This window comes from Flavobacterium tyrosinilyticum (assembly GCF_023656565.1).
Lineage (GTDB): Bacteria > Bacteroidota > Bacteroidia > Flavobacteriales > Flavobacteriaceae > Flavobacterium > Flavobacterium tyrosinilyticum.
Genome location: NZ_JAMOKG010000004.1, coordinates 181,155 through 204,737 on the forward strand (window position 1 = coordinate 181,155; position 23,583 = coordinate 204,737).

Genomic DNA, 23,583 nt, shown 5'->3' on the forward strand with positions numbered 1-23,583 from the left:
CACAGATTCTCACAGATTAATTTTTCGCAATTGCAAAATCATTTTAATCTTTTTAATCTGTGGCAAAAAACAACAACAGAATGAAAAGGAAAATACTTTTTCTTGGAGAATCTTATCGCGCCGATGCTATCACTTGGATGAAAGGCCTGAAAGAATTTGGTAATTTTGAAATTATTACTTGGGAACTTCAAACTTCTAACAACCATAGATTTAAACGTATTTTAGAGTATTTCTTCTCTCCCCTTTCTATTCGAAAAACAATCCAAAAAGAAAAACCAGACATGGTAATTGCTGAAAGAACCACTAGTTATGGTTTTCTTGCAGCGATTTCTGGCTCTAAAACCATTGCAATCGCACAGCAAGGACGAACCGATTTATGGCCTGAAGAATCTAAATTGTATCCTTTTAAAAAATTCATCCAAAAATACGCTTTCAAAAAAGCACATTTAATTCATGCTTGGGGTCCCGTTATGGCAATTCACATGAAAGCTTCTGGAGTTAACATGAACAAAGTTCTGATTCTTCCTAAAGGAATTGACTTGTCGCTTTTTACTCCATCAACAAATAATTCAAACAAAATTGAAGCAATTGTTACGCGCTCGCTTCAGCCAGAATACCGACACGATTCTATTTTAAAAGCTTTCGGAATTTTGAATCAAAAAGGAATTGATATTTCATTAACGATTGTTGGAGACGGAACAAGACTGCAATATTTAAAAGATTTGGCGAGAGAGCTGCAAATCGAAAATAAAGTGATTTTTACAGGAAGAATCCCAAACACAGAACTTCCAAAATTATTACAGCAATCGAATATTTATATCAGCATGCCAATTACCGAAGGCGTTTCGGCCTCTTTGTTTGAGGCAATGGCTTCTAATTGTTTTCCTATTGTTTCTGATATTCCAGGAAATCAAAGTTGGATTAAACATCGAGAAAATGGTCAATTAATTACAATTGACGACACTGAAATGTTAGCCAATGAATTAATCTGGTCTTTTGAAAATCCCCAATTGCGAAACGAAGCGATTACTCGAAATAGAAAATTTGTGGAGGAAAATGCGAATTATGACATTAATATGAAGGTTATTTCGGAGAAGTATCATGAATTGCTGAATCTGCATGATATTTAAACGCAAAGAACGCAAAGCTTAGCGAACTTTGCGTAAACTTTGTGCCTTTGCGGTAAAATACAGCCACAAATAAATTATAATTCATACTTTTGAACTATATTAAAAAGCCTTTTATTTATGGAAATCCAATCCAATTTTTCTTTAAAAAAATATAATACTTTCGGCATTGAAGCCAGTGCCAAACAATTTGTTGCCGTTCATTCTATTGCTGAATTAAAAACAGTTTTAGCAGCAAACAAAAACGAGAAAAAATTTATTTTAGGAGGCGGAAGCAATATGCTTTTGACAAAAGATATTGACGCTTTGGTGATTCATATCGATTTAAAAGGCAAAAAAACAATTAAAGAAGACGACGATTTTGTTTGGGTTGAAAGTCAGGCTGGAGAAACTTGGCACGATTTCGTACTTTATACAATCGACAATAATTTTGGCGGATTAGAAAATATGTCTCTAATTCCAGGAAATGTCGGCACAACGCCAGTTCAGAATATTGGCGCTTATGGAACGGAGATTAAAGACACTTTCGTTTCTTGCGAAGCCATGAATATTGAAACTCAGGAAATGAGAACTTTCAACAATGCTGAATGTAATTTTGGCTACCGCGAAAGTATTTTCAAACATGAAGTAAAAGACCAATATATTATTACTTCGGTTATATTTAAATTAACCAAACGCAATCATAAAATCAATACCTCTTACGGAGATATTTTGGCTGAATTGGCTAAAAACAATATTACAGAACCAACATTAAAAGATGTGAGTAATGCCGTAATCGCTATTAGACAAAGCAAATTACCAGATCCGAAAGAACTAGGAAACAGCGGAAGTTTCTTCAAAAATCCGATTTTATTGAAATCTGATTTTGAGAAAATCCACCAAAAATTCCCAGAAATGAAATTTTACGAAGTTTCAGAAACCGAAGTAAAAGTTCCTGCTGGCTGGCTGATTGAACAAGCAGGTTTTAAAGGAAAACGTTTTGGAGATGCTGGAGTGCATAAAAACCAAGCTTTAGTTTTAGTAAATTACGGAAACGCGACAGGACAAGAAATTTTAGCCGTTTCAAAAGAAGTTCAGAAAACCGTTTTTGAAAAATTCGGCATTCAAATTGAGGCAGAAGTAAATGTGATTTAAAAACAAAACTTCATTAATGAAATCTTTTTAATGAAAAAATTAAACGTAGGGATTCTTATAATTCATTTTTTAGGAATGATTTTCCTAATTGATGGCATTTATCAATTACGATTATTTACTGTTGCAGATAAAATTATTTGCATGAAGCATCAATTTCAATTTCAGAAACCTGAAATCTGGAATAGATTATTCCCTACAAATGAAGATGCTTTAAATTTCTGGCCAAGTGTCTATATCTGGATCTTTTTAGCTCTTGTGGTTGGCATTTTTTATGTGGCATTCCTGAACTGGAAAAACAGACTTTCTTCTATAAATACTATATTATTGGCACTTGCGCTATACATTCTTTTAAGATTAAAGTTTTTCAGAAAAGAAATATTTTCACATCTTTTCCGACCACTTAGAGTATTGCTTTCAGATAGTTTTGCCATACAATGTTTAATAGAAGGAATTATCTTTACCATTATTGGTTTTGTCCTTATTTATTTCGGCGCAAATTCAAAATTGTTCAACTTAAACAAAGCAACAATTGAGAATTAAACCTTGAGTTTATTTGTAAAACCTCTTTCTTAAACCACAAATAATGTACACACCTGATTTATATAAAAACGAAGATGCAGAGGAAATCAGAGCTTTTTTGAAAGAAAATAGTTTTGGAATCCTGATTAATCAGACCAACGGAAAATTATGCGCTACTCATATTCCGATAGAATTGGAAGTGAATGCTGACGGAAAAGAAATTTTGCAAGGACATATTTCAAAACTGAATCCGCAAGCCGAAGGCTTCAGAGAAAACGATCAGATTTTGGCCATTTTTACAGGTCCACACAGTTACATTTCTTCTTCTTGGTACGATCATGAAAATGTGCCAACTTGGAATTATTTAGCTGTACATATTTACGGAAGAATCAAAATTGTGGATTACGAAACTTCTGTAGAACAATTGAAAAAGCTTGTAGACAAATACGAAGCGAATTCTAAGAATCCAGTACGAGTTGAAGATTTATCTGAAAAAACAATGCGAGAAGCTCGAGGAATTTTTGGTTTTGAAATTGAAATTGACGAAATTCAAGCCACAAAAAAACTCTCCCAAAACCGCGACGATCATAATTATAAAAACATAATTTCGGAATTGGAAAAAACCGAAAACCCTCAGTCTATTGCTGTTGCAAAAGAAATGTCAAAATGCCGAAAGTAAATCTGCTTTAGCTATTGAAATTATCGAATTGATAAGTACATTTGCAGTCGCAGAACGTGAAAATTAATAGAACCAAATAAATCAGATGCTTATATACATATTTTACTTTTTTATTGCTATTGTCGTAGTTCAATTATTTTATTATTTAGGAGTTTTTGGGAAATTTGCTTTTGCCAAGCCACAACATGTGAAGCCTAAAAATCTACCAGTTTCTGTAATTGTTTGCGCTAAAAACGAAGAAGAGAATGTAAAAAAATACGTTCCGCTTTTGGCACAGCAAGATTATCCAGATTTTGAAATTGTCTTAATTGACGATGCATCTAGCGATGAAACTCTTGAAGTTTTTGAAGAATTTGAAAAAGAATTCTCTAATATCCGTTTGGTAAAAGTCGAAAATAATGAGGCTTTCTGGGGAAATAAAAAATACGCTTTAACGCTTGGAATAAAAGCGGCGAAAAAAGATTATTTACTTTTTACAGATGCAGATTGTTTCCCAAATTCAAAAGATTGGATTACTTCTATGACTTCTCATTTTACGATGAACAAAACAATCGTTTTAGGATATGGAGGTTATGAAAAAGTAGAGCGTTCGTTTTTAAACAAAATTATTCGCTTTGAAACTGTTTTAACAGCAATACAATATTTTTCTTGGACAAAAATGGGACTTCCTTATATGGGAGTCGGCAGAAATCTTGCTTACAAGAAAGAAGAGTTTTTTAATGTAAATGGTTTTATTGACCACATTCAGATTCGTTCTGGCGATGATGATTTATTCATTAATCAGGCCGCAAATAAAACAAATACTACTATTTCTTATACGCCTGAAAGTTTTACCTATTCAAAACCTAAGACCACTTACAAGGAATGGTTTACTCAGAAAAGAAGACATATTTCTACCGCAGAACATTACAAGTTCTTTGATAAAATGCAGTTAGGATTATTCTTCGTTTCACAATTATTTTTCTTTTTATTAGTTATTGTATTATTAGCATTTCAATTCCAATGGATTGCCGTATTAGCAATTTTAGCAACACGCTATACGGTTGTATGGACCGTAATTGGATTTTCAGCAGGAAAATTAAAAGAAAAAGATATTAAAATTTGGTTTCCAGTTGTTGAGATAGCGCTTATATTAACGCAAATTAATATCTTTATAACTAATATCTTTTCAAAACCCGTATATTGGAAATAAATTCTAAAATAGAAAAAGCAAAAAAAGGCGATCAGATCGCCTTTACTTTTTTATTAGATCATTATTGGAATGAGGTGTATTCGTTTATGCTCAAACGAACCGAAAACGAAACCACCGCAGAAGATATTACCATAGAAACTTTCTCTAAAGCTTTTGATAAAATAGCTTCTTATAATTCAGAATTTCAGTTTAACACCTGGCTTATTGCAATTGCAAAAAATGTCTATATTGATTTGCTTCGAAAAAAGAAAACCAATCTTTTTATAGAAATCACAGACAACGAAGACCAGCAGGCATATAATATTGCCGACCCTACTCCATCTGCAGAAGATGCTTTAATTAAAGAACAGAATCTTTCCCGTCTGCTTCTATGCATCAAAGAACTTAAACCACACTATCAAGAAGTAATTCAGCTTCGTTATTTTCAGGAAATGTCTTATCAGGAAATTGCCGTTAAGATAAACGAACCCTTAAGTAGCGTCAAAGTGAAACTTTTGCGAGCTAAAAAATTATTAGCCGAAATTATCGAACGTAACAGATAATTTATTATCTTTAAATAAAGAATAAATAATTACTCGTTTTATTCTTAAAATAAACAGATTTCCATAATAATAAAACTGCAACTTTTACGTTGTTAGCTCAAACCTAAACCTTTTCTGCGTATGATTTAAAGTTACTTAACCTTAAAACCCAAAAATTATGTCTAAATTAAGCATTTATGAAAACAAGTGGACCGATCTTGTTTTCGAGAACAAAAACAAAGAATACGGCGCTTATCAGCTACGTCAGGAGAATTCCAAAAACTCTGTTACAGCTCTCTTTATGGGTTTATTGTTAATAACGGCTTTAGGAAGTGCACCTGTACTTATTAGTAAAATTACGACTTCAACTATCGAAGTTGAGCCAGAACCAACAATCTACAAACCTACGGTTATCCCCGTGGATCCAATTGTTGTGCCGCCACCGCCAGCTCCACCTGCACCTGTGGTTGAACATAGTTCAGCACCAAAAACAGATGCGGTACAGCTAACAAATCCTGTAGTTGCGAGAACACAAGATGCAGTTGAAAATATTGCAGCAAATACAGAAAATGTACCTGCTACAGACAATAATACAACTGGAAATGGGCCTGCAATTAATGCAATGCCTTCTTCTGGAGGAAATGGAGATGTTGCTTCGGTTGCACCGCCAACCAACGATCCTGTTTCTGTTGCGGTTTTGGACAAGCTTCCAGAATTCCCAGGTGGAATTGGACAGTTTTACAAGTATGTTGGAAACAATTTCCGCAGACCAGAACTTGATGTAGAAAAAACATTAAGAGTGTATGTATCGTTTGTAGTTGAAAAAGACGGATCGCTTACAGATATTATGGTAAAAAACGATCCTGGTTACGGAGTGGGAAAAGAAGCGATTAGAGTTCTTAAATCATTGAAAACAAAATGGGCTCCAGGAATTCTAGACGGAAAACCAGTGAGAACTGCATACAACCTTCCAATCACAATAAAAACAGAAGTCGAATAATATAAATATTTTGAAAAGTGAAAAAGCAGAACTTAAGTTCTGCTTTTTTGTTTACATTTAATTCATCAATAAAACTCTATCTAATTAAAAACTCAGCCTTAATGGTTTTCTATAACAGCATTAGTAATCGGAAGTCTTACTCCTGATTTCGAATATTTTCTCCGCATGAAAGTTAAAAGTGATTACAGCCATACTCTAAATGGTATTTTCTGGTTTGATTTACCTTTTGCTCTTTTACTAACTTTTCTCTTTCATAATTTAACTAAAAATCTCTTGTTTCAAAATCTTCCATTTTTTATAAAAAACAGAATTCTAATTTTTGCAGATTTTGACTGGAATGTTTATTTTAAAAGAAATTGGTTTATCGTTTTAATCTCTTTATTGGTTGGAATATTTTCCCATATTTTCTGGGATGCTTTTACACATAAACATGGTTATTTTGTCAATCAGTTTGATGCTTTTCAAAACATCGTATCAGTATTTGGAGTAGAAATTCCGTTTTGGAAAATAGCGCAGCATTCAAGCACTCTTTTTGGAATTATTGTTATAGTATATGCCTTCTCTAAACTTCCAAAAGTTTTTTATCCCCAAACCGCTATTAATAAACTGTATTGGATTGCTGTTGTTTTATTTACCGTTACGATTATATCAATGAGATTTGCATTAAATCCAAAAGCTTTAAATATTGGAAATTTAATTGTGACTTTTATAGCATCCTTTTTAATTGCAATAACAGTAGTCCCGTTAATAATTAAATTTAAATCAAACCCAAAAAATTAACAAAATCGACTACATTTACTCCTTCAAAACGGAAATCATTTTAACTAAATTAAAACAGAATAATGGGAATATTTTCAGCAATTCTTGGCAATGCAGGTTCTGTAAGTCAGGAAGATTTAATTAAGAAGTACGGGCAACTTTTGACGGCAAATGAAGAAATCGAAATGGGTTTTAAACTTATTCGCGATACTTTTATTTTTACCAACAAAAGATTAATCTTGGTTGATGTACAAGGAATTACAGGAAGTAAAACAGAATACAAATCTATTGGTTATAAAAGCATTACTCGTTTTAGTGTAGAAACAGCTGGAACTTTTGATTTGGATGCCGAATTAAAAATCTGGATTTCAAGCGAACAACATCCGAGTATTGTAAAACAATTTAATAAATCGGTTAATGTTTATGAAGTGCAAAAGATTCTTGCTTTTCATGTTTTAGGATAAAAAATAAACCCGGCAAAATGCCGGGTTTGTTTTTTATGATTACACACAACTCTTATTTCTTTTTGGTTGTAGTTTTCTTAGTAGTTGTCGCTTTTTTAGTTGTAGTGGCTGCTGGAACTGTATTTACAATCTTTTGTTGCACATAAGGTTTATACAAACCGTCTTTTTCTGCTCTTTTCTTAGCTTCATCTGCTCTTTTCTGAGAATCTGGATGCGAGCTCATCATTTGATCAATAAACGAAGCTTGTGATCCTTCGCTCATTTTTGCTAAAATCCTAAAAGCAGATTCTTCAGCATTGACATCGTAACCATTTTTCTTCATGAAATTGTAAGCAAATAAATCTGCCTCAGATTCTTGTTTACGACTGTATTTACTATCAATAATTGCGCTTCCAATTTTTCCAAGCTGACTATCGGTAACCGTCGCCACTGTTGCTGACTGAGAAGCTGCTCCATCCATTAAAGCTTCTTTTTGATAAGCCGCGCGAATAGCATCTCTGGAATCATTGTTTGCTACGTGTCCGATTTCATGCCCAATTACAGCAATTAATTCATTGTCGTCCATAATATCCATTAAACCTGAATATACACGAACGCTTCCGTCTGCAGTTGCAAAAGCATTTACTTCTTTCAACTTATATACTTTATAATTTAAAGTAAATCCGTCACCAGAAGCATGTTTTCCAAAAACACGATTTAATCTTAAAGTGTAGCCATCTGTTGGTCCAGCAATTTCATGTTCGGCATCTAATTTATCAACTGCTTCCTTAGATAGTTTTGCTGCATCGGCATTACTAAAAGTAAAACCTGTAACACCTTTTTGAACTGCACCAATAGCCTTATCGCCAAAATTAATCTGTGCATTCATTTTAGTTAAACCAAATGCTGCAAATAAAAGTCCTCCTATTATAAATTTCTTTTTCATATTTTTTACAATTACAATTTAACAACAAATGTAGCATAACAAAATGCTATTTTAATTTCACACAAAACTTGTTTTTCAACAAATAAAGATATAACATTTTCATGAGCTGATAATCAATCTATAATGGATTTTGCTTCTATCCTAAAAAGAAAAACCGGCAAACTCTTTAGATTTACCGGTCTTGAATCATGTATAGCTTATTTCTTTTTTGCTGTACTTGTTTTCTTTGTTGCTGTGGTTGTCTTTTTTGTCGACGTTACAGGAGTTGTATTGACAATTTTCTGTTGCTCATAAACATGATACAAACCATCTTTTGTTGCTTTTTTCTTAGCATCGTCTGCTCTTTTGCCAGAGTCAGGGTGCGAACTCATCATTTTGGTCATAAAAGAAGCCTCTGCACCTTCACTTAAATTTTGAAGAATTCTAAAAGCTGACTCTACAGCATTTACATCATAACCATTTCTTTTCATAAAATCATACGAAAATGAATCAGCCTCAGATTCCTGCTTTCTGCTGTGTTTGCTATCAATCATTGCACTTCCTATTTGACCCAATTGAGATTTGGTCAAAGTCTCAATTTTTCCTGACTGCGATGATGCAACATCCAATAAAGCCTCTTTTTTATACGCCGCTTTTATCGCATCTCTTGTATCATGATTAACAACATGTCCAATTTCATGGCCAATAACAGCAAGCAATTGATTATCATCCATAATATCCATTAAACCTGCAAACACACGAACACTTCCGTCAGCACACGCAAAAGCATTAATATCTTTTACTAAATATACCTTATAATTTAAAGTAACTCCTTCATTTGCGATGTGTTTCCCAAATAAACGATTTAAACGAATTGAATATCCATCTTTTGAATCGGCAACTGGATTATTTGCATCCATTTCTGCAATAGATTGCTTGGCTAAAGCTGCTGCATCTGCATCACTAAAAGCAAATCCTGAAACACCTTTTCCTAAAGCTCCCATAGTTTTATCTGAAAGTATTTGCGCATTTGTTTTGGTAAAGCTTAAAATTGCAAATAAAGTCCCTAACAAAATAATTCTTTTTTTCATGTTTTTAAAACTGTTAAAATTAAAAGCAAAATTAGTACAGCCTATTTCTCACAAGATCCTAAGAAGCCAAATTTGTAACAGATTAAGGTTAAAACTTTATATTCGATAAAAATCAAATCGAACATCAAAACATTAAATACAAGCTAAAAAAACAGCCTTTAAATATTTTTAAAAGCAACCTATTAACAATTTAACGCAATTATCTTCAATATCTCTCGCAAACATGATATGTAAAGGAAAAGCAAATAAACATCTCAAAATAAACTACATTCCGTATCTTTGTACTTTGAACATTGATATATGGAAACAGTCACTGAAAATATACAAACCACAAAACCAAAGTGGTTAAAAGTAAAATTACCTATCGGACAAAAATATACTGAACTTAGAGGTTTAGTTGATAAATATAGTTTAAATACCATTTGTACTTCTGGAAGCTGTCCCAACATGGGAGAATGCTGGGGCGAAGGAACAGCAACTTTCATGATTTTAGGAAATGTTTGTACGCGTTCTTGCGGTTTCTGCGGTGTAAAAACAGGCAGACCAGAAACGATAGATTGGGATGAGCCTGAAAAAGTAGCTCGTTCTATTAAAATCATGAATATCAAACATGCTGTAATCACCAGCGTTGACAGAGACGATATTAAAGACGGTGGTTCTATCATTTGGATGGAAACCGTGAGAGCCATCAGAAGAATGAACCCTCAAACTACTCTTGAAACTTTGATCCCAGATTTTCAAGGAATTGAAAGAAACCTTGATCGTATTGTAGAAGCAAATCCTGAAGTTGTTTCGCATAACATGGAAACTGTACGACGTTTGACTCGCGAAGTTCGTATTCAAGCTAAATATGGCAGAAGTTTAGAAGTACTTCGTTATCTGAAAGAAAAAGGAATCAACAGAACAAAATCTGGAATTATGCTCGGTCTTGGAGAAACTGAAGAAGAAGTTTTCCAGACTATGACCGATTTAAGAAATGCAAATGTAGATGTTGTAACAATTGGACAGTATTTACAGCCAAGTAAAAAACATCTTCCTGTAAAAGAATTTATAACACCTGAACAATTTGCCAAATATGAAAAATTTGGTCTTGATTTAGGTTTCAGACATGTTGAGAGCGGACCTCTTGTTCGTTCTTCCTATAAAGCGCAAAAACATATTTTATAAAAAAGTTTAATCGTTTAATCGTTTAATTGTAAAACCGATTAAACGATTAAACAGTTAAACGAATAAATAAAAAATTGAAAACAAGAATTGCTATTAATGGATTTGGAAGAATTGGAAGAAATTTATTCCGATTGCTTTTAAATCACCCCGAAATCGAAGTCGTTGCTATAAATGACATTGCAGACAACAAAACCATGTCGCATTTAATTAAATATGACAGTATTCACGGTGTTTTGAAATCAGAAGTAAGTCATGACGAAAATAGTATCATTGTAGACGGAAGGCATTTTTTCTTTTTTCATGAAAAAAACATTTCAAACATAAACTGGAAGTCGCATTCGATTGATATTGTGATTGAATCGACAGGTAAATATAAAACGCATGAAGAATTAAATGCGCATCTGGAAGCTGGAGCAAAAAAAGTAATTCTTTCTGCTCCATCAGAAGTTGACACGATCAAAACGGTAGTTCTTGGTGTAAACGAACATATTTTGGATGGAAACGAAGATATAGTTTCTAATGCAAGCTGTACAACAAACAATGCAGCTCCGATGATCAAAATTATCGAAGAATTGTGCGGAATTGAGCAAGCTTACATTACGACTATACATTCTTTCACGACAGACCAAAGTCTTCATGACCAGCCACATAAGGATTTACGCCGTGCGAGAGGTGCCAGCCAGTCGATTGTTCCAACAACTACAGGTGCAGCTAAGGCATTAACAAAAATTTTTCCTAAATTGCACAATAAAATGGGTGGCTGTGGTATTAGAGTCCCAGTTCCAGACGGTTCATTAACAGACATAACCTTCAATGTAAAACGTGCCGTGAGCATTGAAGAAATAAATAAAGCATTCCAACAAGCCTCAAAAACAAATTTAAAAGGAATATTAGATTATACCGAAGATCCGATTGTTTCGGTTGATGTAATTGGCAATACAAATTCTTGTTTATTTGATGCACAGCTAACTTCGGTTATCGATAAAATGGTAAAAGTTGTAGGCTGGTACGATAACGAAATTGGCTATTCATCAAGATTGATCGATTTAATTTTACTGATAAGGAAAAAATAAGATTCATTGTAATAGCATTGCCATACATGAAATACTATCTTTTTATTGTTGTTTGTTTTTTTAACTCATTTTTGTATTCTCAAGCTAAAAAGAATACAGATAGTATTACCTATTATAACAAGCTGGCTAATTCTAACCTTAACAATAAAAAGTTTGATCAGGCGGTTTATTACACCGAAAAGTCGATTAATTTCTGCGAAGAAAATGGCAAAAAAGAGAACCTGGCCAATCAGACTTTTAAGCTTGGAAAAATCTATTACAATCAGAGAAAATTTGAAGACGCTTTAAAAAACTTCCATAAAACGGTTTCTTTATTTGATACTTTAAAACCAAGCTGCACAAAAGTTTTGGCATTGCATTATATTGGCGTAACCAATACTGCAAAAGGCGATTACAAAACGGCTAATGTTTATTATACAAAAGCCAAAGATTTACTAAAAAACCTGAATATCAATGATAATGCAGAAATATTAAACTATCAGAAAGCTTTAGCATTTAAAACCAATAACGATCTTAAATCGGCTCTAAAGACTTTTAAAGCGATCACTAAAAAACCAGACAACAATGCAATTATAAAAACCAAAGTAGATACCTACTATCAGCTTGGTTTAATTGAAGGGCAACTTAAGAGAAATGATTCGGCAATTATATATTTTAATAAAGCCTTAGATTACAATGACAAAATCAATGATTTTCCGAAGAAATCGAAAATCGTTTTAGCCATAAGCCAATACTACAAACAAAATAAAAACTATGATTTGGCATATTCCTACCTAGACGAGCATTATCAGCTGGAAAATTATATGCTAAAACTAAAAAATGCCAAAATTGATTTGGATGAATTTCAAAAATTTAAAAAAAATCAATCTTTAAGCAACACAATTAAGAAAGAAAGCGAAGAAAAATTTCAACTCAAAACATATCGCTATTCTAAATTGGTTAGTATTTTGGCAATTGCTTTGATTTCGATTTTATCTCTTTTGAGTTTAGCACTGTACAAAAACAATATTATCAGAAACCAGAACAATTTATTGCTTCGGGAAAAGAATAAAGAATTGATTCTGGCCAAAAACAAAGCTGAAAAAGCATCAAAAGCAAGATCTGAATTTTTGTCTACAGTAAGTCATGAACTCCGGACACCTTTGAACGCAATTAACGGAATTACCCATATTCTACTGGAAGACAAACCGAAGAAAAAACAATTAAAATACTTAGAATCTTTAAAATTCTCTGGGAATTATTTGACCACTTTTATCAACGAAATCTTAGAGATCAACAAAATTGATTCGACTAAAGTCGAAGTTGAAAATATCAGTTTTAATCTTAAAGAACTGCTTTTCAATATTCAAAGTTCATTAAAAGAACTGGCAACCGCCAATAAAAATTACTTCAACCTAGAAATAGACAAAACCATTCCTGACAATCTCATTGGAGATCCAACAAAATTATCTCAGATTATATTAAACTTAATCAACAATGCTTTAAAATTTACTCAGAACGGCCACGTAAATGTTATCGCAAAACTCTATTCTCAAGAAGAAGAAAACGCAACGGTTTATTTCGAAATTGTCGACACTGGAATCGGAATTCCAGAAGACAAACTTCAATCTGTTTTTGAGAGTTTTTCTCAAGGTTCTATCGAAGTAAACAGAAAATATGGAGGAACAGGTCTTGGTCTTACAATTGTAAAAAAATTAATAGAACTTTTAGGAGGCGAAATAAAATTAAAAAGTGAAGTAGGTAAAGGCTCTACATTTACCTTCAAGTTAAACTTCAAAATCAACAATGAACCATTGGAAGTAATCGAAGAAGTAAAACCTTATAATGACAAACAATTGAAAAACAAATCTATTTTATTGATTGAGGACAACAAGATCAATCAAATGATCACTCGCAAAATGTTGGAAAACAAAAATATCACTTGCGAAATTGTTGACAATGGAGAAGATGCTGTCGAGCTTTTAAAAATTAAACGCTTCGACATGATTCTAATGGATGTTCATCTTCCTGGAATTAACGGAACGACAGCTACCAAATTGATTCGCGAATTTGACAAAGCGACTCCAATTATTGCCTTAACAGCTATTTCGCTTGATGAAAACCGAGATATGCTTCTTTCTTTTGGAATGGATGACGTAATTACAAAACCTTTTGTACCAGACGATTTCTACACTACTATTGCTAAGTTTTTTGATTAACTGAGACACTAATTTTCTGAGATGCTAAGATTTTGAGTTTTCTTTTACATACTCTAAAATCGTTGCATCAAAATCTTGCTGATGGTTGATGAAAGAGTTTTTTATTGGCAAATAATACAATTGATCTACTAACTCAGAGTCTTTCAATCTTACATAATCTTTTTCGGTGGTGATTATTTTTCTTCCGTTTGCTTTATTTCGAATTGAATTTAAATCTGCATCAGAAAAATGATGATGATCTGGAAAAGTTAAGCATTCATCACTTTCATTTTTTAGGTAGTCAAAAAATGGTTTTGGTTTTGCAATTCCAGCCAGCAGCAATTTTGATTCTGGTTTGATTTCGCTAACGGCAATTTTTTCGTTTTTACCATAAATGACCATATCGTAATCTATAAAAGTAAAAAAGACTTTCTGACTGCCTTCCAACTTCAATTTCAATCTAATCTCAGTTTGTTCTTCTTCTGTTAAAATTTTAGGACATTTTGTAACAACTACTATACTCGCCCTTTGTGCTCCGCTCCTGCTTTCACGCAAATTCCCTGTTGGCAGCATAAAATCGTCTGCATATAAATCACCATAAGAAGTCAGTAAAATATAAAAACCGGCTTTTACTTTTCGGTGCTGATAGGCATCATCCAACAGAATAATTTCTGGCTTTTTGTTTTGAGAAAGTAATTGCTGAATTCCGTTTGTACGATTGGCATCAACAGCAACCATTATATTTGGAAATTTTTGATAAAACTGAAAAGGTTCATCTCCCAAAATTTCGGCATTCGAATTTTCATTAGCCAAAACAAAACCTTCCGACTTTCTTTTATAACCGCGGCTTAAAGTGGCAACTTTATATTTATCAGACAACAATCGAATCAAGTATTCTATTTGTGGTGTTTTACCAGTTCCGCCAACACTTAAATTTCCAACAGCAATAACTGGCAGATCAAATGAAGTGGATTTTAGAATTCCTTTATCAAAAAGAAAATTACGGATTGAAGTAATGAATCCGTATAAAATGGCGAATGGAAAAAGTATTTTTCGAAGTAAGTTCATTATTTTAGTTTATTCAGAACATTAGATTTTATTAAAGATTTCATTTGTTGAATAGCAATTTCATTCAATTTTAGCAATCTTTCATTTTGAACTACATTTTGTTGAATCAACATAGCATTTATACTTTCAAGATTTGACAACACTACTAATTGTTCAATTGACGCACCATCTCTTATATTACCTTTTTCATCTGGATTTTCATCTCGCCACTCTTTTGCCGTTTTACCAAACAAGGCAACATTTAGCAAATCAGCCTCATCAGCATAAATAAAGTTTTTTTGATTTTTACTTACAATTAACGGAATTAGTTTTTCTTTAATAGCATCGGTATGTATCGTATAATTGATTTTTGAAATAGTCCTTTGCAAACTCCATTCAAGCTTTTTATTACTGCTTTCTTCTTCTTTTAATCTTTGAAATTCTTTTATAAGATAAAACTTAAATTCAGCACTCAACCAAGTTGCAAACTCAAAAGCGATATCCTTATGTGCAAATGTCCCTCCATATCGCCCAGATTTGGAAACGACTCCTATAGCATTTGTAGTTTCAATCCATCTTTTTGGAGTTAATGAAAAACTATTAGAGCCTGCCATATTTTTAATTCCATCGAATTCGATGGAATTAAAATTTGGGTTATTAAATTTTTCCCAAAGACCAATGAATTCAATGGTGCTCCTATTTCGCATCCAGTTTTGCAGAATATAATCGCTTCGCTCACTATCTCGTTGTCTTGCAATATCAGTAAGAGACATAAAATCTTCTTTGTTATCCTCATAAACTGCAACATCAATTCCCAGAACATTTATTTTCTTATTCTTAGCCATACCATCATATTCATTTTACGAAAGTATAATTTTTTTCGTTAATTTGTTTGAGGTTTCTTACCACATGCGAAAACTTGAAACTTGAAACCTTCAACTTGAAACAAAATTAAAAATGAAAATCAAAAATATTATATCGGCTCTTGAAGAAATGGCTCCTTTGGCTTACGCCGAGGATTTTGACAATGTTGGACTTTTAGTCGGAGATTCTGAAACTGATTGTACAGGAGTTTTAGTCTGTCATGATGCCTTAGAAAGTGTTATTGATGAAGCTGTTGCTAAAAACTGTAATCTAGTTGTTTGTTTTCACCCGATATTATTTTCTGGAATTAAAAAAATTACAGGCAAAAATTATGTGGAACGCGCTATTTTAAAAGCGATCAAAAACGATATTGCTATTTATGCCGTTCATACCGCACTTGACAATCATTCGCAAGGCGTAAATAAAATTTTCTGCGATGCATTAGGATTGATAAACACTAAAGTTTTGATTCCGAAACAAAATTTCATTCAAAAATTAGTCACTTTCACCGTTCCAGATAATGCAGATAAAGTTCGAAATGCCATGTTTGAAGCTGGAGCCGGAACAATTGGAAACTATGACAATTGCAGTTTCAACACGCAAGGTTTTTTTACTTTTCAAGGAAATGAAGACAGCAATCCTGTAATTGGAGAAAAAGGAAAACTGCATACAGGAGAAGAAATTAAAATTGAAGTGGTTTTTGAAAAACATCTTCAGTCCAGAATTTTAAAAGCACTTTTTGCGAATCATATTTACGAAGAAGTCGCTTATGAGATTTACGATTTAAAGAATGCTCACCAAAATATTGGTTTAGGAATGATTGGTGAGTTTGAAACTGAAATGGATGAAAAAGATTTCCTTGTTTCTGTAAAAGAAAAAATGATTGCCGACGGAATTCGTCATTCTGCTTTTTTAGGCAAAAAAATAAAAAAAGTTGCCGTTTTGGGAGGATCTGGAAGTTTTGCCATAAAAAATGCAATTCAGGCTGGAGCCGACGCTTTTTTGACTGCCGATTTGAAGTATCACCAGTTTTATGAAGCTGAAAACAAGCTACTTTTGGCAGATATTGGTCATTTTGAGAGCGAACGCTATACAAAAAATTATATTGTTGATTATCTTCGAAAAAAAATTCTTAATTTTGCAATCATTTTATCGGAAGAAAATACAAATCCAGTTAAGTACTTATAGAATATGACGAATACGAAAGAATTAAGTGTTGAGGACAAGTTAAGAGCAATATACGATTTACAGCTTATTGACTCTAGAATTGACGAAATCAGAAACGTTAGAGGAGAACTTCCTTTAGAGGTTGAAGATTTAGAAGATGAAGTTGCAGGTTTGAGCACTCGTTCAGAAAAACTGAAAGGTGAACTTGAAGTGATTGAGGAGCAAATCAAAGCAAAGAAAATTGCTATTGAGGAGCATAAAGAGGTTATCAAGAAGTACACTAAACAACAAGAATCAGTACGTAACAACAGAGAATTTAATTCTTTGACAAAAGAAGTTGAATTTCAAGAATTAGAAATTCAATTGGCTGAAAAGCAAATCAAAGAAATGAAAGCTTCTATCGAGCACAAAAAAGAAGTTATTTCTAATTTAAAAGAAAAACTTGATGCTAAAAGCTCTCATTTAAAACATAAAAAATCTGAGTTAGATGCTATCATGGCTGAAACTCAGAAAGAAGAGACTTTCTTAACTGAGAAATCTGCTGAATTTGCAGCACAAATCGAAGACAGATTATTGGCTGCTTACAACAGAATCAGAAGCAGTGTTCGTAACGGATTAGCTGTAGTTTCTATCGAAAGAGGTGCTTCTGCTGGATCTTTCTTTACAATTCCACCTCAAACTCAGGTTGAAATTGCTTCAAGAAAGAAAATCATCACAGATGAGCATTCTGGAAGAATTTTAGTTGATACGCAATTAGCTGAAGAAGAAAAAGAAAAAATGGAACAATTGTTCGCAAAATTCTAATATCAAGTCCCGATTAAATCGGGACTTTTTTTTTGCCTTTATTTTGCCACTAATTCCACGAATTTTGACAAATTATTTTTTTAATCTATTCGTTTTGAGAATAAAAAATTCGTGCCCATTTGTGTAATTCGTGGCAGACCTTTTTTTATCTTTAGAAAAAATTTAAGTTTTGGGAATTAAAAAAGGCATTCGTTTTATCACATTAAAATCAGTCGGATCTTATATTAATTTTTTGAGTTATGTGCGTCCGCAAAAAGCAATGGAGCTTTCTTATGCTCTTTTTAGCCAACCGCGAATTGGCCGATTGAAAAAAGAAGAACTTCCGAAAGTTTTGCGACATACAGAAACAGAAACGTTTCATCATAACGAACATCATTTTCAAACCTACATCTGGAAAGGAAATGAAACTAAAATCCTATTAGTGCACGGTTGGGAAAGCAATGCCGCACGATGGAAAAAAACATTACCTCACCTTCAAAAATCCGGAAGTACTATTATTGCCATTGACGCTCCAGCTCATGGACAAAGCAGCGGAAAAGAATTTAATGTGCCACTTTATGCTGAGTTTATCAATAAAGCAGTAGAAAAATACCAGCCAGAAATTATCATAGGACATTCTATTGGTGGTGCAGCCTGCGTTTATCATCAGTATTTGTTTCCGAATACCAGCATTAAAAAAATGGTTGTTCTTGGCGCACCTTCTGATTTAAAGACTTTGATCGACAATTATATTACGATGCTTAGTTTGAACAGAAAAATGCTACCTCTTCTAGAAACCAAATTTGTAAATCGTTTCAACTTTAAACTAGACGATTTTTCAGGACAGAAATTTGCTTCAGAATTTACTATTCCTGGTTTTATTGCTCATGATACTTCAGATAAAATTGTGGCTTTCGCCGAAGGGAAAAAAATAGCAAGCAATTGGAAAAATAGTCAGTTTATTGAAACCTCTGGTTTAGGACACGGAATGCATGATGATGAATTGTATGACAAAGTGATTGAGTTTCTTTTTTCTCCTGAAGGTTCTGAGCCACTAAGTCGCTAAGGCACTAAGTTTTTCCCTTAAAAAACGGCAGTATTGTCATTTCGACGAAGGAGACTCGAGCGATAGCGAACAGGTGAAGCAAATCTTCGCAAGTAACTCCGTAACGAAAACCCAATCTTTGTCGAGCTTCTCACGAAGATTTCTCCTTCGTCGAAATGACAAGATTGCGTGAAATCTATTAATCTAAAATCTGCAATCTAAAATTTTCAAACAACAATCTTAAAATACTTCAGCAATTCCTTCTCTCCTTTTCCAGTAACAGTAATAGCTCTCGAATTTTCAGTTTTTCTGAGCCAGTCTTCTTTCAGCATTTTATTAAAAAGCAATGTTCCAATTGAACCGGCAATATGATTTCTGCGTTCGCTCCAATCCAAGCACGGTTTTAAGAAAATTCGTTTTTGTTTTTGTGCTTCTTCCAAATTAATTCCAAAATCTGAAAACCACTTTTCCCCATCTGAACTTATTTCAAAAGTGTTATTTTGATTAACGATTATTTTTTGCTCCAATAAACTATCCGTTAAAGCCACGCCAATCTTTCCCGCTAGATGATCATAGCAAGTTCTGCAGAATTTTATGGGAGGATAAGTTTTATTTTTCGAAGCAACTACAGGTTTCGGAACTAAACTTGCCATTGCTTCAAGCGCGTACGCGACTTCTTTATTTGAAAATCGGTAATATTTATGACGTCCTTGTTTTTCTACACAAAGCAAATCGGCATCGAGAAGCTTCCCTAAATGCATACTAATATTTTGCGGAGATGTGTTGACGCTTACTGCCAGTTCTGTAGCTGTAAAAGCCCTTCCGTCCATTAAAGTCCACAAAATTGAAGCGCGCGTAGGGTCGCCAATTAAGGATGCTGTTTTTATAAATTGATCTTCCATTTAGATGTTCATAGTTAAGTGCAGAATGAACTATTGCCTTGTAAAGTTAAATAACTTTGCTAAAAACATTCCACATGAATTCAACTTTATTCCTTCAATCTGAAAGCAGCGATCCTTATTTGATCTATAAAACCATGTTGCAAAACAATCCCGTTTATTGGGATGAAAACAATAAAATATGGGCAATATATTCTTATGAAGATTGCGTTTCTATTTTGAAAAATCCTAAAGCCGAAATTCCGATTATCAATCCAAACAACGAACAAAAACTAAACAAAAAGGCATTAGAAATTTTAAATAACTTGACAAGATTATCAAACGGGATACAGCATGAAATTTCAAAAGAAATCGCAATGCTGTTGTTTTCAAAAATGAAATCTGTAGATATCAATTCAATTATTTCCCAATTAATAAAAAGCAATTTAGTTGAAAATAAAATGGATTGGGTAAATTCGGTTTGCAAAAAACTGCCAGTTCTAGTCGTTTTGAAAAGTTTTAATTTTGAAGAAAAAGATTGTGAGTTTATTGCAAACCAAATAGAATCTTTGGTTAAAATAATGCTTCCGCAGAAAACAGAAGAACAAGTAAAATCTATAAATGAAGTTTCAGCAACAATATTTTCAATCGTAGAAAAACAGCTTTTTCAATTAAACTTTTATGAATCTTTATCAGCCAAAATTTCGGAATCAAATTCTCATTCGCTTGACGAAATTAAAACAATAAGCATTAGCAATTTAATTGGATTATTTATTCAGAGTTTTGATGCGGGAAGAGGAATTTTGAGCAATTCGCTATTGCAGATTCTGAATAATAAAACTTTTTCTAGTAAAACAGAAATTGAAAAATCGGTAATAGAAACTTTGCGCTTTGATCCTCCAATTCAAAATACTAGACGAATTGCCGTTGGAGATATTATCATCGGCGAAAGCCCAATTAGAAAAAACGATTCCATTTTAGTTGTACTTGCGTCGGCAAATCGAGACCCGAAGAAATTTGAAAATGAATCAAAATTTGACATTGAAAGAAATAATAATGCTGAAAATCTAACTTTCGGAATTGGCGGTCATATGTGTCTAGCGAAACATTTCTCTATTCATTTAACTACCGAAGCTTTATGGTTTCTGTTTAATGAATTTAAAACCGTTACCATTTTAGAAAATAATATTCAATACGAACCCATGATCAATGCCAGATTACCGAAGAATATCTGGATTTCATTACAATAAAAAAAAAATAAAAATATGATAGCTGTAATTTTTGAAGTAATTCCGAACGAAGGAAAAAAAGAAGAATATCTAGACATAGCTGCAAGTTTGCGTCCAGAATTAGACCATATTGAAGGATTCATTTCTATAGAACGATTTCAAAGTTTTACCGATCCTTCAAAAGTGTTGTCTTTATCATTTTGGAAAGATGAAGAAAGTATTCAGCAATGGAGAAATCTGGAAATGCATCGTCACGCACAGGCAAAAGGCCGAAATGAAGTTTTTAAAGATTATCATTTGAGAATCGCGACTGTGGTTCGTGATTACGGAATGTTTGATCGAAAAGAAACGCCGAGTGATAGTTCAGTTTTTCATGATTCGTAGAAAAGTTGCTAAGATTCTAAGGTTCTATGTTTTTTCTCAAAAATCTAAAATCTAAAGTCTAAATTCTAAAATTCTAAGATATCTAAACTTTTGCCTACTTTTGCAGTATGGAAGAAAATTTGAAACGTCTCAATAAATTTATAGGAGAAACTGGTTATTGTTCTCGTCGTGAAGCCGATAAATTGATCGAAGAAGGACGCGTTACAATAAATGGCGCTGTGGCTGAAATGGGAACTAAAGTTTCGCCAGATGATGAAGTACGTATTGACGGAAAATTAATCGTTGAAAAAAACGAGAAACTGGTTTATCTGGCTTTCAATAAACCAGTGGGAATTGAATGCACTACCAACTTAGAGGTTAAAAATAACATTGTTGATTATATCAATTATCCGAAACGTATTTTCCCAATTGGAAGATTGGACAAAGCCAGTGAAGGATTAATTTTTATGACCAATGACGGCGATATCGTAAACAAGATTCTTCGTGCTAGAAACAATCACGAAAAAGAATATACCGTTACCGTTGACAGACCAATCACAGATCGTTTTATTCAGCGAATGGGAAATGGTGTTCCGATTTTGGATACGGTTACTAAAAAATGTAAAGTAGAGCAAATTAGCAAATACACTTTCAAAATCATTTTAACGCAAGGATTAAACCGTCAGATTAGAAGAATGTCTGAATACCTGGGTTATGAAGTTACGGCGTTAAAACGTATCCGAATCATCAATATTTCTTTGGATGTTCCTGTTGGAAGATATAGAGATTTAACCGATGCTGAAATAAAAGAATTAAATCAGTTGATTGAGCCTTCGAGTAAAACGGAAGAAGCAAGTTTTCCTAAAGTTGAAACTTCGCCTTCAGCTTCCACTCCAACTAGAAGAAAAAATTTCATTTCAAAACACGATCCTCGATTTAAAAAAAGAGGAGATAATAAATAAACAAAAATCCCATTCAACTACCAGAATGGGATTTTTCATTTTATTCTATTTCTTTTCTTTATTCAAAAAATCATAATACAAAGCTTTAGATAAAAAGCTAGCGTCTTGATAGTTCCATATCATTTCTTCTCTAACTGATTCTGCATATTTTCCATCTAAATTGTTCTTTTTAAAATATTCTCGTCGAGCTTCATCATTAAAATTTAACCCGCTAAGGAAAACTGGCTCTACTCCTTTGTTTACAGAAATATTGTAATTCGTAATTAAACCACCCCAGTTTATATAACTGCATAAAAGAATCGTTCCGTAGAAATACCAAAGCATTTGATTGAAAAGAAAAGCATTTGTTTTCTGTTTGCTGATTTTTTGAAATGAAACTACTAATCCGATAATGGCTAAAATTAGAAAAGCATACACTCCTAACCTTTTATAAGTAAGACCATAAAAAGAAACATATTCTGAATTTTTAATAATCGCACTGATAATTAAAACTACATTTAGCCCAAGCCATACTTTAGCCAGCATTTTTAAAGAAGAAGCTTTTTGATCAAAATTAAACCCTCCTTTAAAATAAAATAAGATTACGCCCACTGCCATTAAGATTGAAAAAATTACGGCGTTTACGCGTTCGTGCGTATCAGAACTTAGATTTGTTTTTTCTACTGCTTCAAAAAACTGTTCGTAATTGTAGGTTGCTATAAAAACTAGCAGCATTATATTTAAAAGAAACAAAGTAATTGCGCCACTTTTCCTTTCAAAATCAAGATCTAAAAACGAAAAAGTACTTTGATTTTTTACTTCAGAAATATTGCTGAAGTCATTACTTAACTTAGGATTGTACTCATAACAAGTGTCTGGAACCCAATAATTCCAAAAACTGAATGAAATGTAAAATCCTAAAATGCACATTGCAATTAATTGCGGAAAATTGATATCCAATTCATAATCTGTAAATAATGAAGAGAAATGATCGCTTCCGAAAGAATACACGATAAAAAACAATCCGAGAAAAATAATTGGAATAAGAACAAAGGCAATTAATTTTTTAGCAAAATCATTGTGGATTTTGCGCTCTGGAAGCCATTGCTTAAAAATAAATATTCTACCCACAGTAGTAAATCCGTTTAAAACTATTAGAGGAAAAACCTGAATCATTTTCTGTTCTCCATTTTGTGTTTTAAATTGTAAAAATAAAATGGATAAAGCTAAAGCAAAAAATGATGCTGCATCTCCGTACCATGCAAAGGCGAAACAAGACAAGATAGAGGTCATTACAAGAACTAAATGCGATCTGTCGACAAACTTCTCCTGAAAGAAATAACTAATCAAGAGCGTAAGAACTACACCGAAAATAGAAATATTGATTCCCACAGATTGATTGTAAAAAAGCAGTATAAAAACCGCTGTACAGGCTAAGATAATTTGAGGTTTTTTCATG

Annotated in this window: 24 protein-coding genes; 18 read left to right on the plus strand and 6 right to left on the minus strand. The window is 32.9% G+C overall.

Features of this window, described 5'->3' with window-relative positions:
* The first annotated feature begins 80 nt into the window (after positions 1 to 80).
* The 9 genes from NCC77_RS20985 to NCC77_RS21025 all read left to right on the plus strand — a co-directional run bounded on the left by NCC77_RS20985 (position 81) and on the right by NCC77_RS21025 (position 7,395).
* Entirely contained in the window at positions 81 to 1,130 is a 1,050-nt protein-coding gene (locus NCC77_RS20985) for a glycosyltransferase (protein ID WP_250837329.1), read from the plus strand.
* Positions 1,131 to 1,247: 117 nt separating this feature from the next.
* Positions 1,248 to 2,261, plus strand: coding sequence for a UDP-N-acetylmuramate dehydrogenase (murB, locus tag NCC77_RS20990; RefSeq protein WP_250837330.1), 1,014 nt, complete (start codon positions 1,248 to 1,250; stop codon positions 2,259 to 2,261).
* Between the two features lie 30 nt (positions 2,262 to 2,291).
* On the plus strand, positions 2,292 to 2,801 hold the full coding sequence (locus NCC77_RS20995; RefSeq protein ID WP_250837331.1) for a hypothetical protein: 510 nt from the start codon (positions 2,292 to 2,294) through the stop codon (positions 2,799 to 2,801).
* A gap of 43 nt (positions 2,802 to 2,844) precedes the next feature.
* Positions 2,845 to 3,459, plus strand: a complete 615-nt coding sequence (locus NCC77_RS21000; protein ID WP_250837332.1) for an FMN-binding negative transcriptional regulator — start codon at positions 2,845 to 2,847, stop codon at positions 3,457 to 3,459.
* 85 nt (positions 3,460 to 3,544) lie between these two features.
* The gene (locus tag NCC77_RS21005; protein WP_250837333.1) at positions 3,545 to 4,651 is read left to right on the plus strand and encodes a glycosyltransferase; all 1,107 of its coding nucleotides are present in this window, start codon (positions 3,545 to 3,547) and stop codon (positions 4,649 to 4,651) included.
* Positions 4,642 to 5,193, plus strand: a complete 552-nt coding sequence (locus tag NCC77_RS21010) for an RNA polymerase sigma factor (protein WP_095929424.1) — start codon at positions 4,642 to 4,644, stop codon at positions 5,191 to 5,193. Before NCC77_RS21005 ends, NCC77_RS21010 begins: the two co-directional genes overlap by 10 nt.
* Positions 5,194 to 5,350: 157 nt before the next feature.
* Positions 5,351 to 6,172, plus strand: coding sequence for an energy transducer TonB (locus NCC77_RS21015; protein WP_250837334.1), 822 nt, complete (start codon positions 5,351 to 5,353; stop codon positions 6,170 to 6,172).
* Between the two features lie 111 nt (positions 6,173 to 6,283).
* Positions 6,284 to 6,952, plus strand: coding sequence for a DUF4184 family protein (locus NCC77_RS21020; protein ID WP_284705101.1), 669 nt, complete (start codon positions 6,284 to 6,286; stop codon positions 6,950 to 6,952).
* A 62-nt stretch (positions 6,953 to 7,014) separates the two neighbouring features.
* On the plus strand, positions 7,015 to 7,395 hold the full coding sequence (locus NCC77_RS21025; RefSeq protein ID WP_095929421.1) for a PH domain-containing protein: 381 nt from the start codon (positions 7,015 to 7,017) through the stop codon (positions 7,393 to 7,395).
* 52 nt (positions 7,396 to 7,447) lie between these two features.
* Here the strand turns inward: NCC77_RS21025 and NCC77_RS21030 are convergent, their stop codons facing one another.
* Together NCC77_RS21030 and NCC77_RS21035 are read right to left on the minus strand one after the other, a co-directional pair.
* Positions 7,448 to 8,320, minus strand: coding sequence for a M48 family metalloprotease (locus tag NCC77_RS21030; protein ID WP_250837336.1), 873 nt, complete (start codon positions 8,318 to 8,320; stop codon positions 7,448 to 7,450).
* A gap of 197 nt (positions 8,321 to 8,517) precedes the next feature.
* On the minus strand, positions 8,518 to 9,390 hold the full coding sequence (locus tag NCC77_RS21035) for a M48 family metalloprotease (protein ID WP_250837337.1): 873 nt from the start codon (positions 9,388 to 9,390) through the stop codon (positions 8,518 to 8,520).
* A gap of 300 nt (positions 9,391 to 9,690) precedes the next feature.
* Between NCC77_RS21035 and lipA the strand changes: the two genes are divergently transcribed.
* From lipA to NCC77_RS21050, 3 genes are all read left to right on the plus strand, one after another.
* The gene (gene lipA / locus NCC77_RS21040; RefSeq protein ID WP_250837338.1) at positions 9,691 to 10,557 is read left to right on the plus strand and encodes a lipoyl synthase; all 867 of its coding nucleotides are present in this window, start codon (positions 9,691 to 9,693) and stop codon (positions 10,555 to 10,557) included.
* Between the two features lie 74 nt (positions 10,558 to 10,631).
* On the plus strand, positions 10,632 to 11,630 hold the full coding sequence (gap, locus tag NCC77_RS21045; RefSeq protein ID WP_250837339.1) for a type I glyceraldehyde-3-phosphate dehydrogenase: 999 nt from the start codon (positions 10,632 to 10,634) through the stop codon (positions 11,628 to 11,630).
* A gap of 26 nt (positions 11,631 to 11,656) precedes the next feature.
* The gene (locus tag NCC77_RS21050) at positions 11,657 to 13,828 is read left to right on the plus strand and encodes a tetratricopeptide repeat-containing hybrid sensor histidine kinase/response regulator (protein ID WP_250837340.1); all 2,172 of its coding nucleotides are present in this window, start codon (positions 11,657 to 11,659) and stop codon (positions 13,826 to 13,828) included.
* A gap of 24 nt (positions 13,829 to 13,852) precedes the next feature.
* On the opposite strand, the gene lpxK is transcribed toward NCC77_RS21050, so the two are convergent.
* Positions 13,853 to 14,875, minus strand: a complete 1,023-nt coding sequence (gene lpxK / locus NCC77_RS21055; protein ID WP_250837341.1) for a tetraacyldisaccharide 4'-kinase — start codon at positions 14,873 to 14,875, stop codon at positions 13,853 to 13,855.
* On the minus strand, positions 14,875 to 15,699 hold the full coding sequence (locus NCC77_RS21060) for a KilA-N domain-containing protein (RefSeq protein WP_250837342.1): 825 nt from the start codon (positions 15,697 to 15,699) through the stop codon (positions 14,875 to 14,877). Before NCC77_RS21060 ends, lpxK begins: the two co-directional genes overlap by 1 nt.
* Before the next feature lie 112 nt (positions 15,700 to 15,811).
* Here NCC77_RS21060 and NCC77_RS21065 point away from each other — a divergent pair, with 112 nt between their 5' ends.
* From NCC77_RS21065 to NCC77_RS21075, 3 genes are all read left to right on the plus strand, one after another.
* Entirely contained in the window at positions 15,812 to 16,906 is a 1,095-nt protein-coding gene (locus NCC77_RS21065) for a Nif3-like dinuclear metal center hexameric protein (RefSeq protein ID WP_250837343.1), read from the plus strand.
* A 3-nt stretch (positions 16,907 to 16,909) separates the two neighbouring features.
* Complete coding sequence (locus NCC77_RS21070; protein WP_177212160.1) at positions 16,910 to 17,689, plus strand: zinc ribbon domain-containing protein; 780 nt, start codon at positions 16,910 to 16,912, stop codon at positions 17,687 to 17,689.
* A 169-nt stretch (positions 17,690 to 17,858) separates the two neighbouring features.
* Positions 17,859 to 18,734: an alpha/beta fold hydrolase gene (locus NCC77_RS21075; RefSeq protein WP_250837344.1), complete on the plus strand. Its 876-nt coding sequence runs from the start codon at positions 17,859 to 17,861 to the stop codon at positions 18,732 to 18,734.
* Positions 18,735 to 18,940: 206 nt separating this feature from the next.
* Here NCC77_RS21075 and NCC77_RS21080 read toward each other — a convergent pair whose 3' ends face one another.
* A complete protein-coding gene (locus tag NCC77_RS21080) occupies positions 18,941 to 19,615 on the minus strand; it encodes an ArsR/SmtB family transcription factor (RefSeq protein WP_250837345.1) in 675 nt (224 codons plus the stop codon).
* Between the two features lie 74 nt (positions 19,616 to 19,689).
* On the opposite strand from NCC77_RS21080, the gene NCC77_RS21085 reads away from it, so the two are divergent.
* The 3 genes from NCC77_RS21085 (at position 19,690) to rluF (ending at position 22,145) form a co-directional block, all read left to right on the plus strand.
* Entirely contained in the window at positions 19,690 to 20,841 is a 1,152-nt protein-coding gene (locus NCC77_RS21085; RefSeq protein WP_250837346.1) for a cytochrome P450, read from the plus strand.
* Between the two features lie 15 nt (positions 20,842 to 20,856).
* Positions 20,857 to 21,204, plus strand: a complete 348-nt coding sequence (locus NCC77_RS21090; protein ID WP_250837347.1) for an antibiotic biosynthesis monooxygenase family protein — start codon at positions 20,857 to 20,859, stop codon at positions 21,202 to 21,204.
* Positions 21,205 to 21,311: 107 nt separating this feature from the next.
* A complete protein-coding gene (gene rluF / locus NCC77_RS21095) occupies positions 21,312 to 22,145 on the plus strand; it encodes a 23S rRNA pseudouridine(2604) synthase RluF (RefSeq protein ID WP_250837348.1) in 834 nt (277 codons plus the stop codon).
* Between the two features lie 45 nt (positions 22,146 to 22,190).
* Here the strand turns inward: rluF and NCC77_RS21100 are convergent, their stop codons facing one another.
* Entirely contained in the window at positions 22,191 to 23,582 is a 1,392-nt protein-coding gene (locus NCC77_RS21100) for a DUF4153 domain-containing protein (RefSeq protein ID WP_250837349.1), read from the minus strand.
* Between the last annotated feature and the right edge of the window lies 1 nt (position 23,583).

Excerpts from the sequence above, each read along its gene's own strand:
- NCC77_RS20985 (WP_250837329.1), top strand. The coding sequence starts at position 81 with ATGAAAAGGAAAATACTTTTTCTTGGAGAATCTTATCGCGCCGATGCT.
- murB (WP_250837330.1), top strand. The coding sequence starts at position 1,248 with ATGGAAATCCAATCCAATTTTTCTTTAAAAAAATATAATACTTTCGGC.
- NCC77_RS20995 (WP_250837331.1), top strand. The coding sequence starts at position 2,292 with ATGAAAAAATTAAACGTAGGGATTCTTATAATTCATTTTTTAGGAATG.
- NCC77_RS21000 (WP_250837332.1), top strand. The coding sequence starts at position 2,845 with ATGTACACACCTGATTTATATAAAAACGAAGATGCAGAGGAAATCAGA.
- NCC77_RS21005 (WP_250837333.1), top strand. The coding sequence starts at position 3,545 with ATGCTTATATACATATTTTACTTTTTTATTGCTATTGTCGTAGTTCAA.
- NCC77_RS21015 (WP_250837334.1), top strand. The coding sequence starts at position 5,351 with ATGTCTAAATTAAGCATTTATGAAAACAAGTGGACCGATCTTGTTTTC.
- NCC77_RS21025 (WP_095929421.1), top strand. The coding sequence starts at position 7,015 with ATGGGAATATTTTCAGCAATTCTTGGCAATGCAGGTTCTGTAAGTCAG.
- NCC77_RS21030 (WP_250837336.1), bottom strand. The coding sequence starts at position 8,320 with ATGAAAAAGAAATTTATAATAGGAGGACTTTTATTTGCAGCATTTGGT.
- NCC77_RS21035 (WP_250837337.1), bottom strand. The coding sequence starts at position 9,390 with ATGAAAAAAAGAATTATTTTGTTAGGGACTTTATTTGCAATTTTAAGC.
- lipA (WP_250837338.1), top strand. The coding sequence starts at position 9,691 with ATGGAAACAGTCACTGAAAATATACAAACCACAAAACCAAAGTGGTTA.
- NCC77_RS21050 (WP_250837340.1), top strand. The coding sequence starts at position 11,657 with ATGAAATACTATCTTTTTATTGTTGTTTGTTTTTTTAACTCATTTTTG.
- lpxK (WP_250837341.1), bottom strand. The coding sequence starts at position 14,875 with ATGAACTTACTTCGAAAAATACTTTTTCCATTCGCCATTTTATACGGA.
- NCC77_RS21060 (WP_250837342.1), bottom strand. The coding sequence starts at position 15,699 with ATGGCTAAGAATAAGAAAATAAATGTTCTGGGAATTGATGTTGCAGTT.
- NCC77_RS21065 (WP_250837343.1), top strand. The coding sequence starts at position 15,812 with ATGAAAATCAAAAATATTATATCGGCTCTTGAAGAAATGGCTCCTTTG.
- NCC77_RS21070 (WP_177212160.1), top strand. The coding sequence starts at position 16,910 with ATGACGAATACGAAAGAATTAAGTGTTGAGGACAAGTTAAGAGCAATA.
- NCC77_RS21080 (WP_250837345.1), bottom strand. The coding sequence starts at position 19,615 with ATGGAAGATCAATTTATAAAAACAGCATCCTTAATTGGCGACCCTACG.
- NCC77_RS21085 (WP_250837346.1), top strand. The coding sequence starts at position 19,690 with ATGAATTCAACTTTATTCCTTCAATCTGAAAGCAGCGATCCTTATTTG.
- NCC77_RS21090 (WP_250837347.1), top strand. The coding sequence starts at position 20,857 with ATGATAGCTGTAATTTTTGAAGTAATTCCGAACGAAGGAAAAAAAGAA.
- rluF (WP_250837348.1), top strand. The coding sequence starts at position 21,312 with ATGGAAGAAAATTTGAAACGTCTCAATAAATTTATAGGAGAAACTGGT.
- NCC77_RS21100 (WP_250837349.1), bottom strand. The coding sequence starts at position 23,582 with ATGAAAAAACCTCAAATTATCTTAGCCTGTACAGCGGTTTTTATACTG.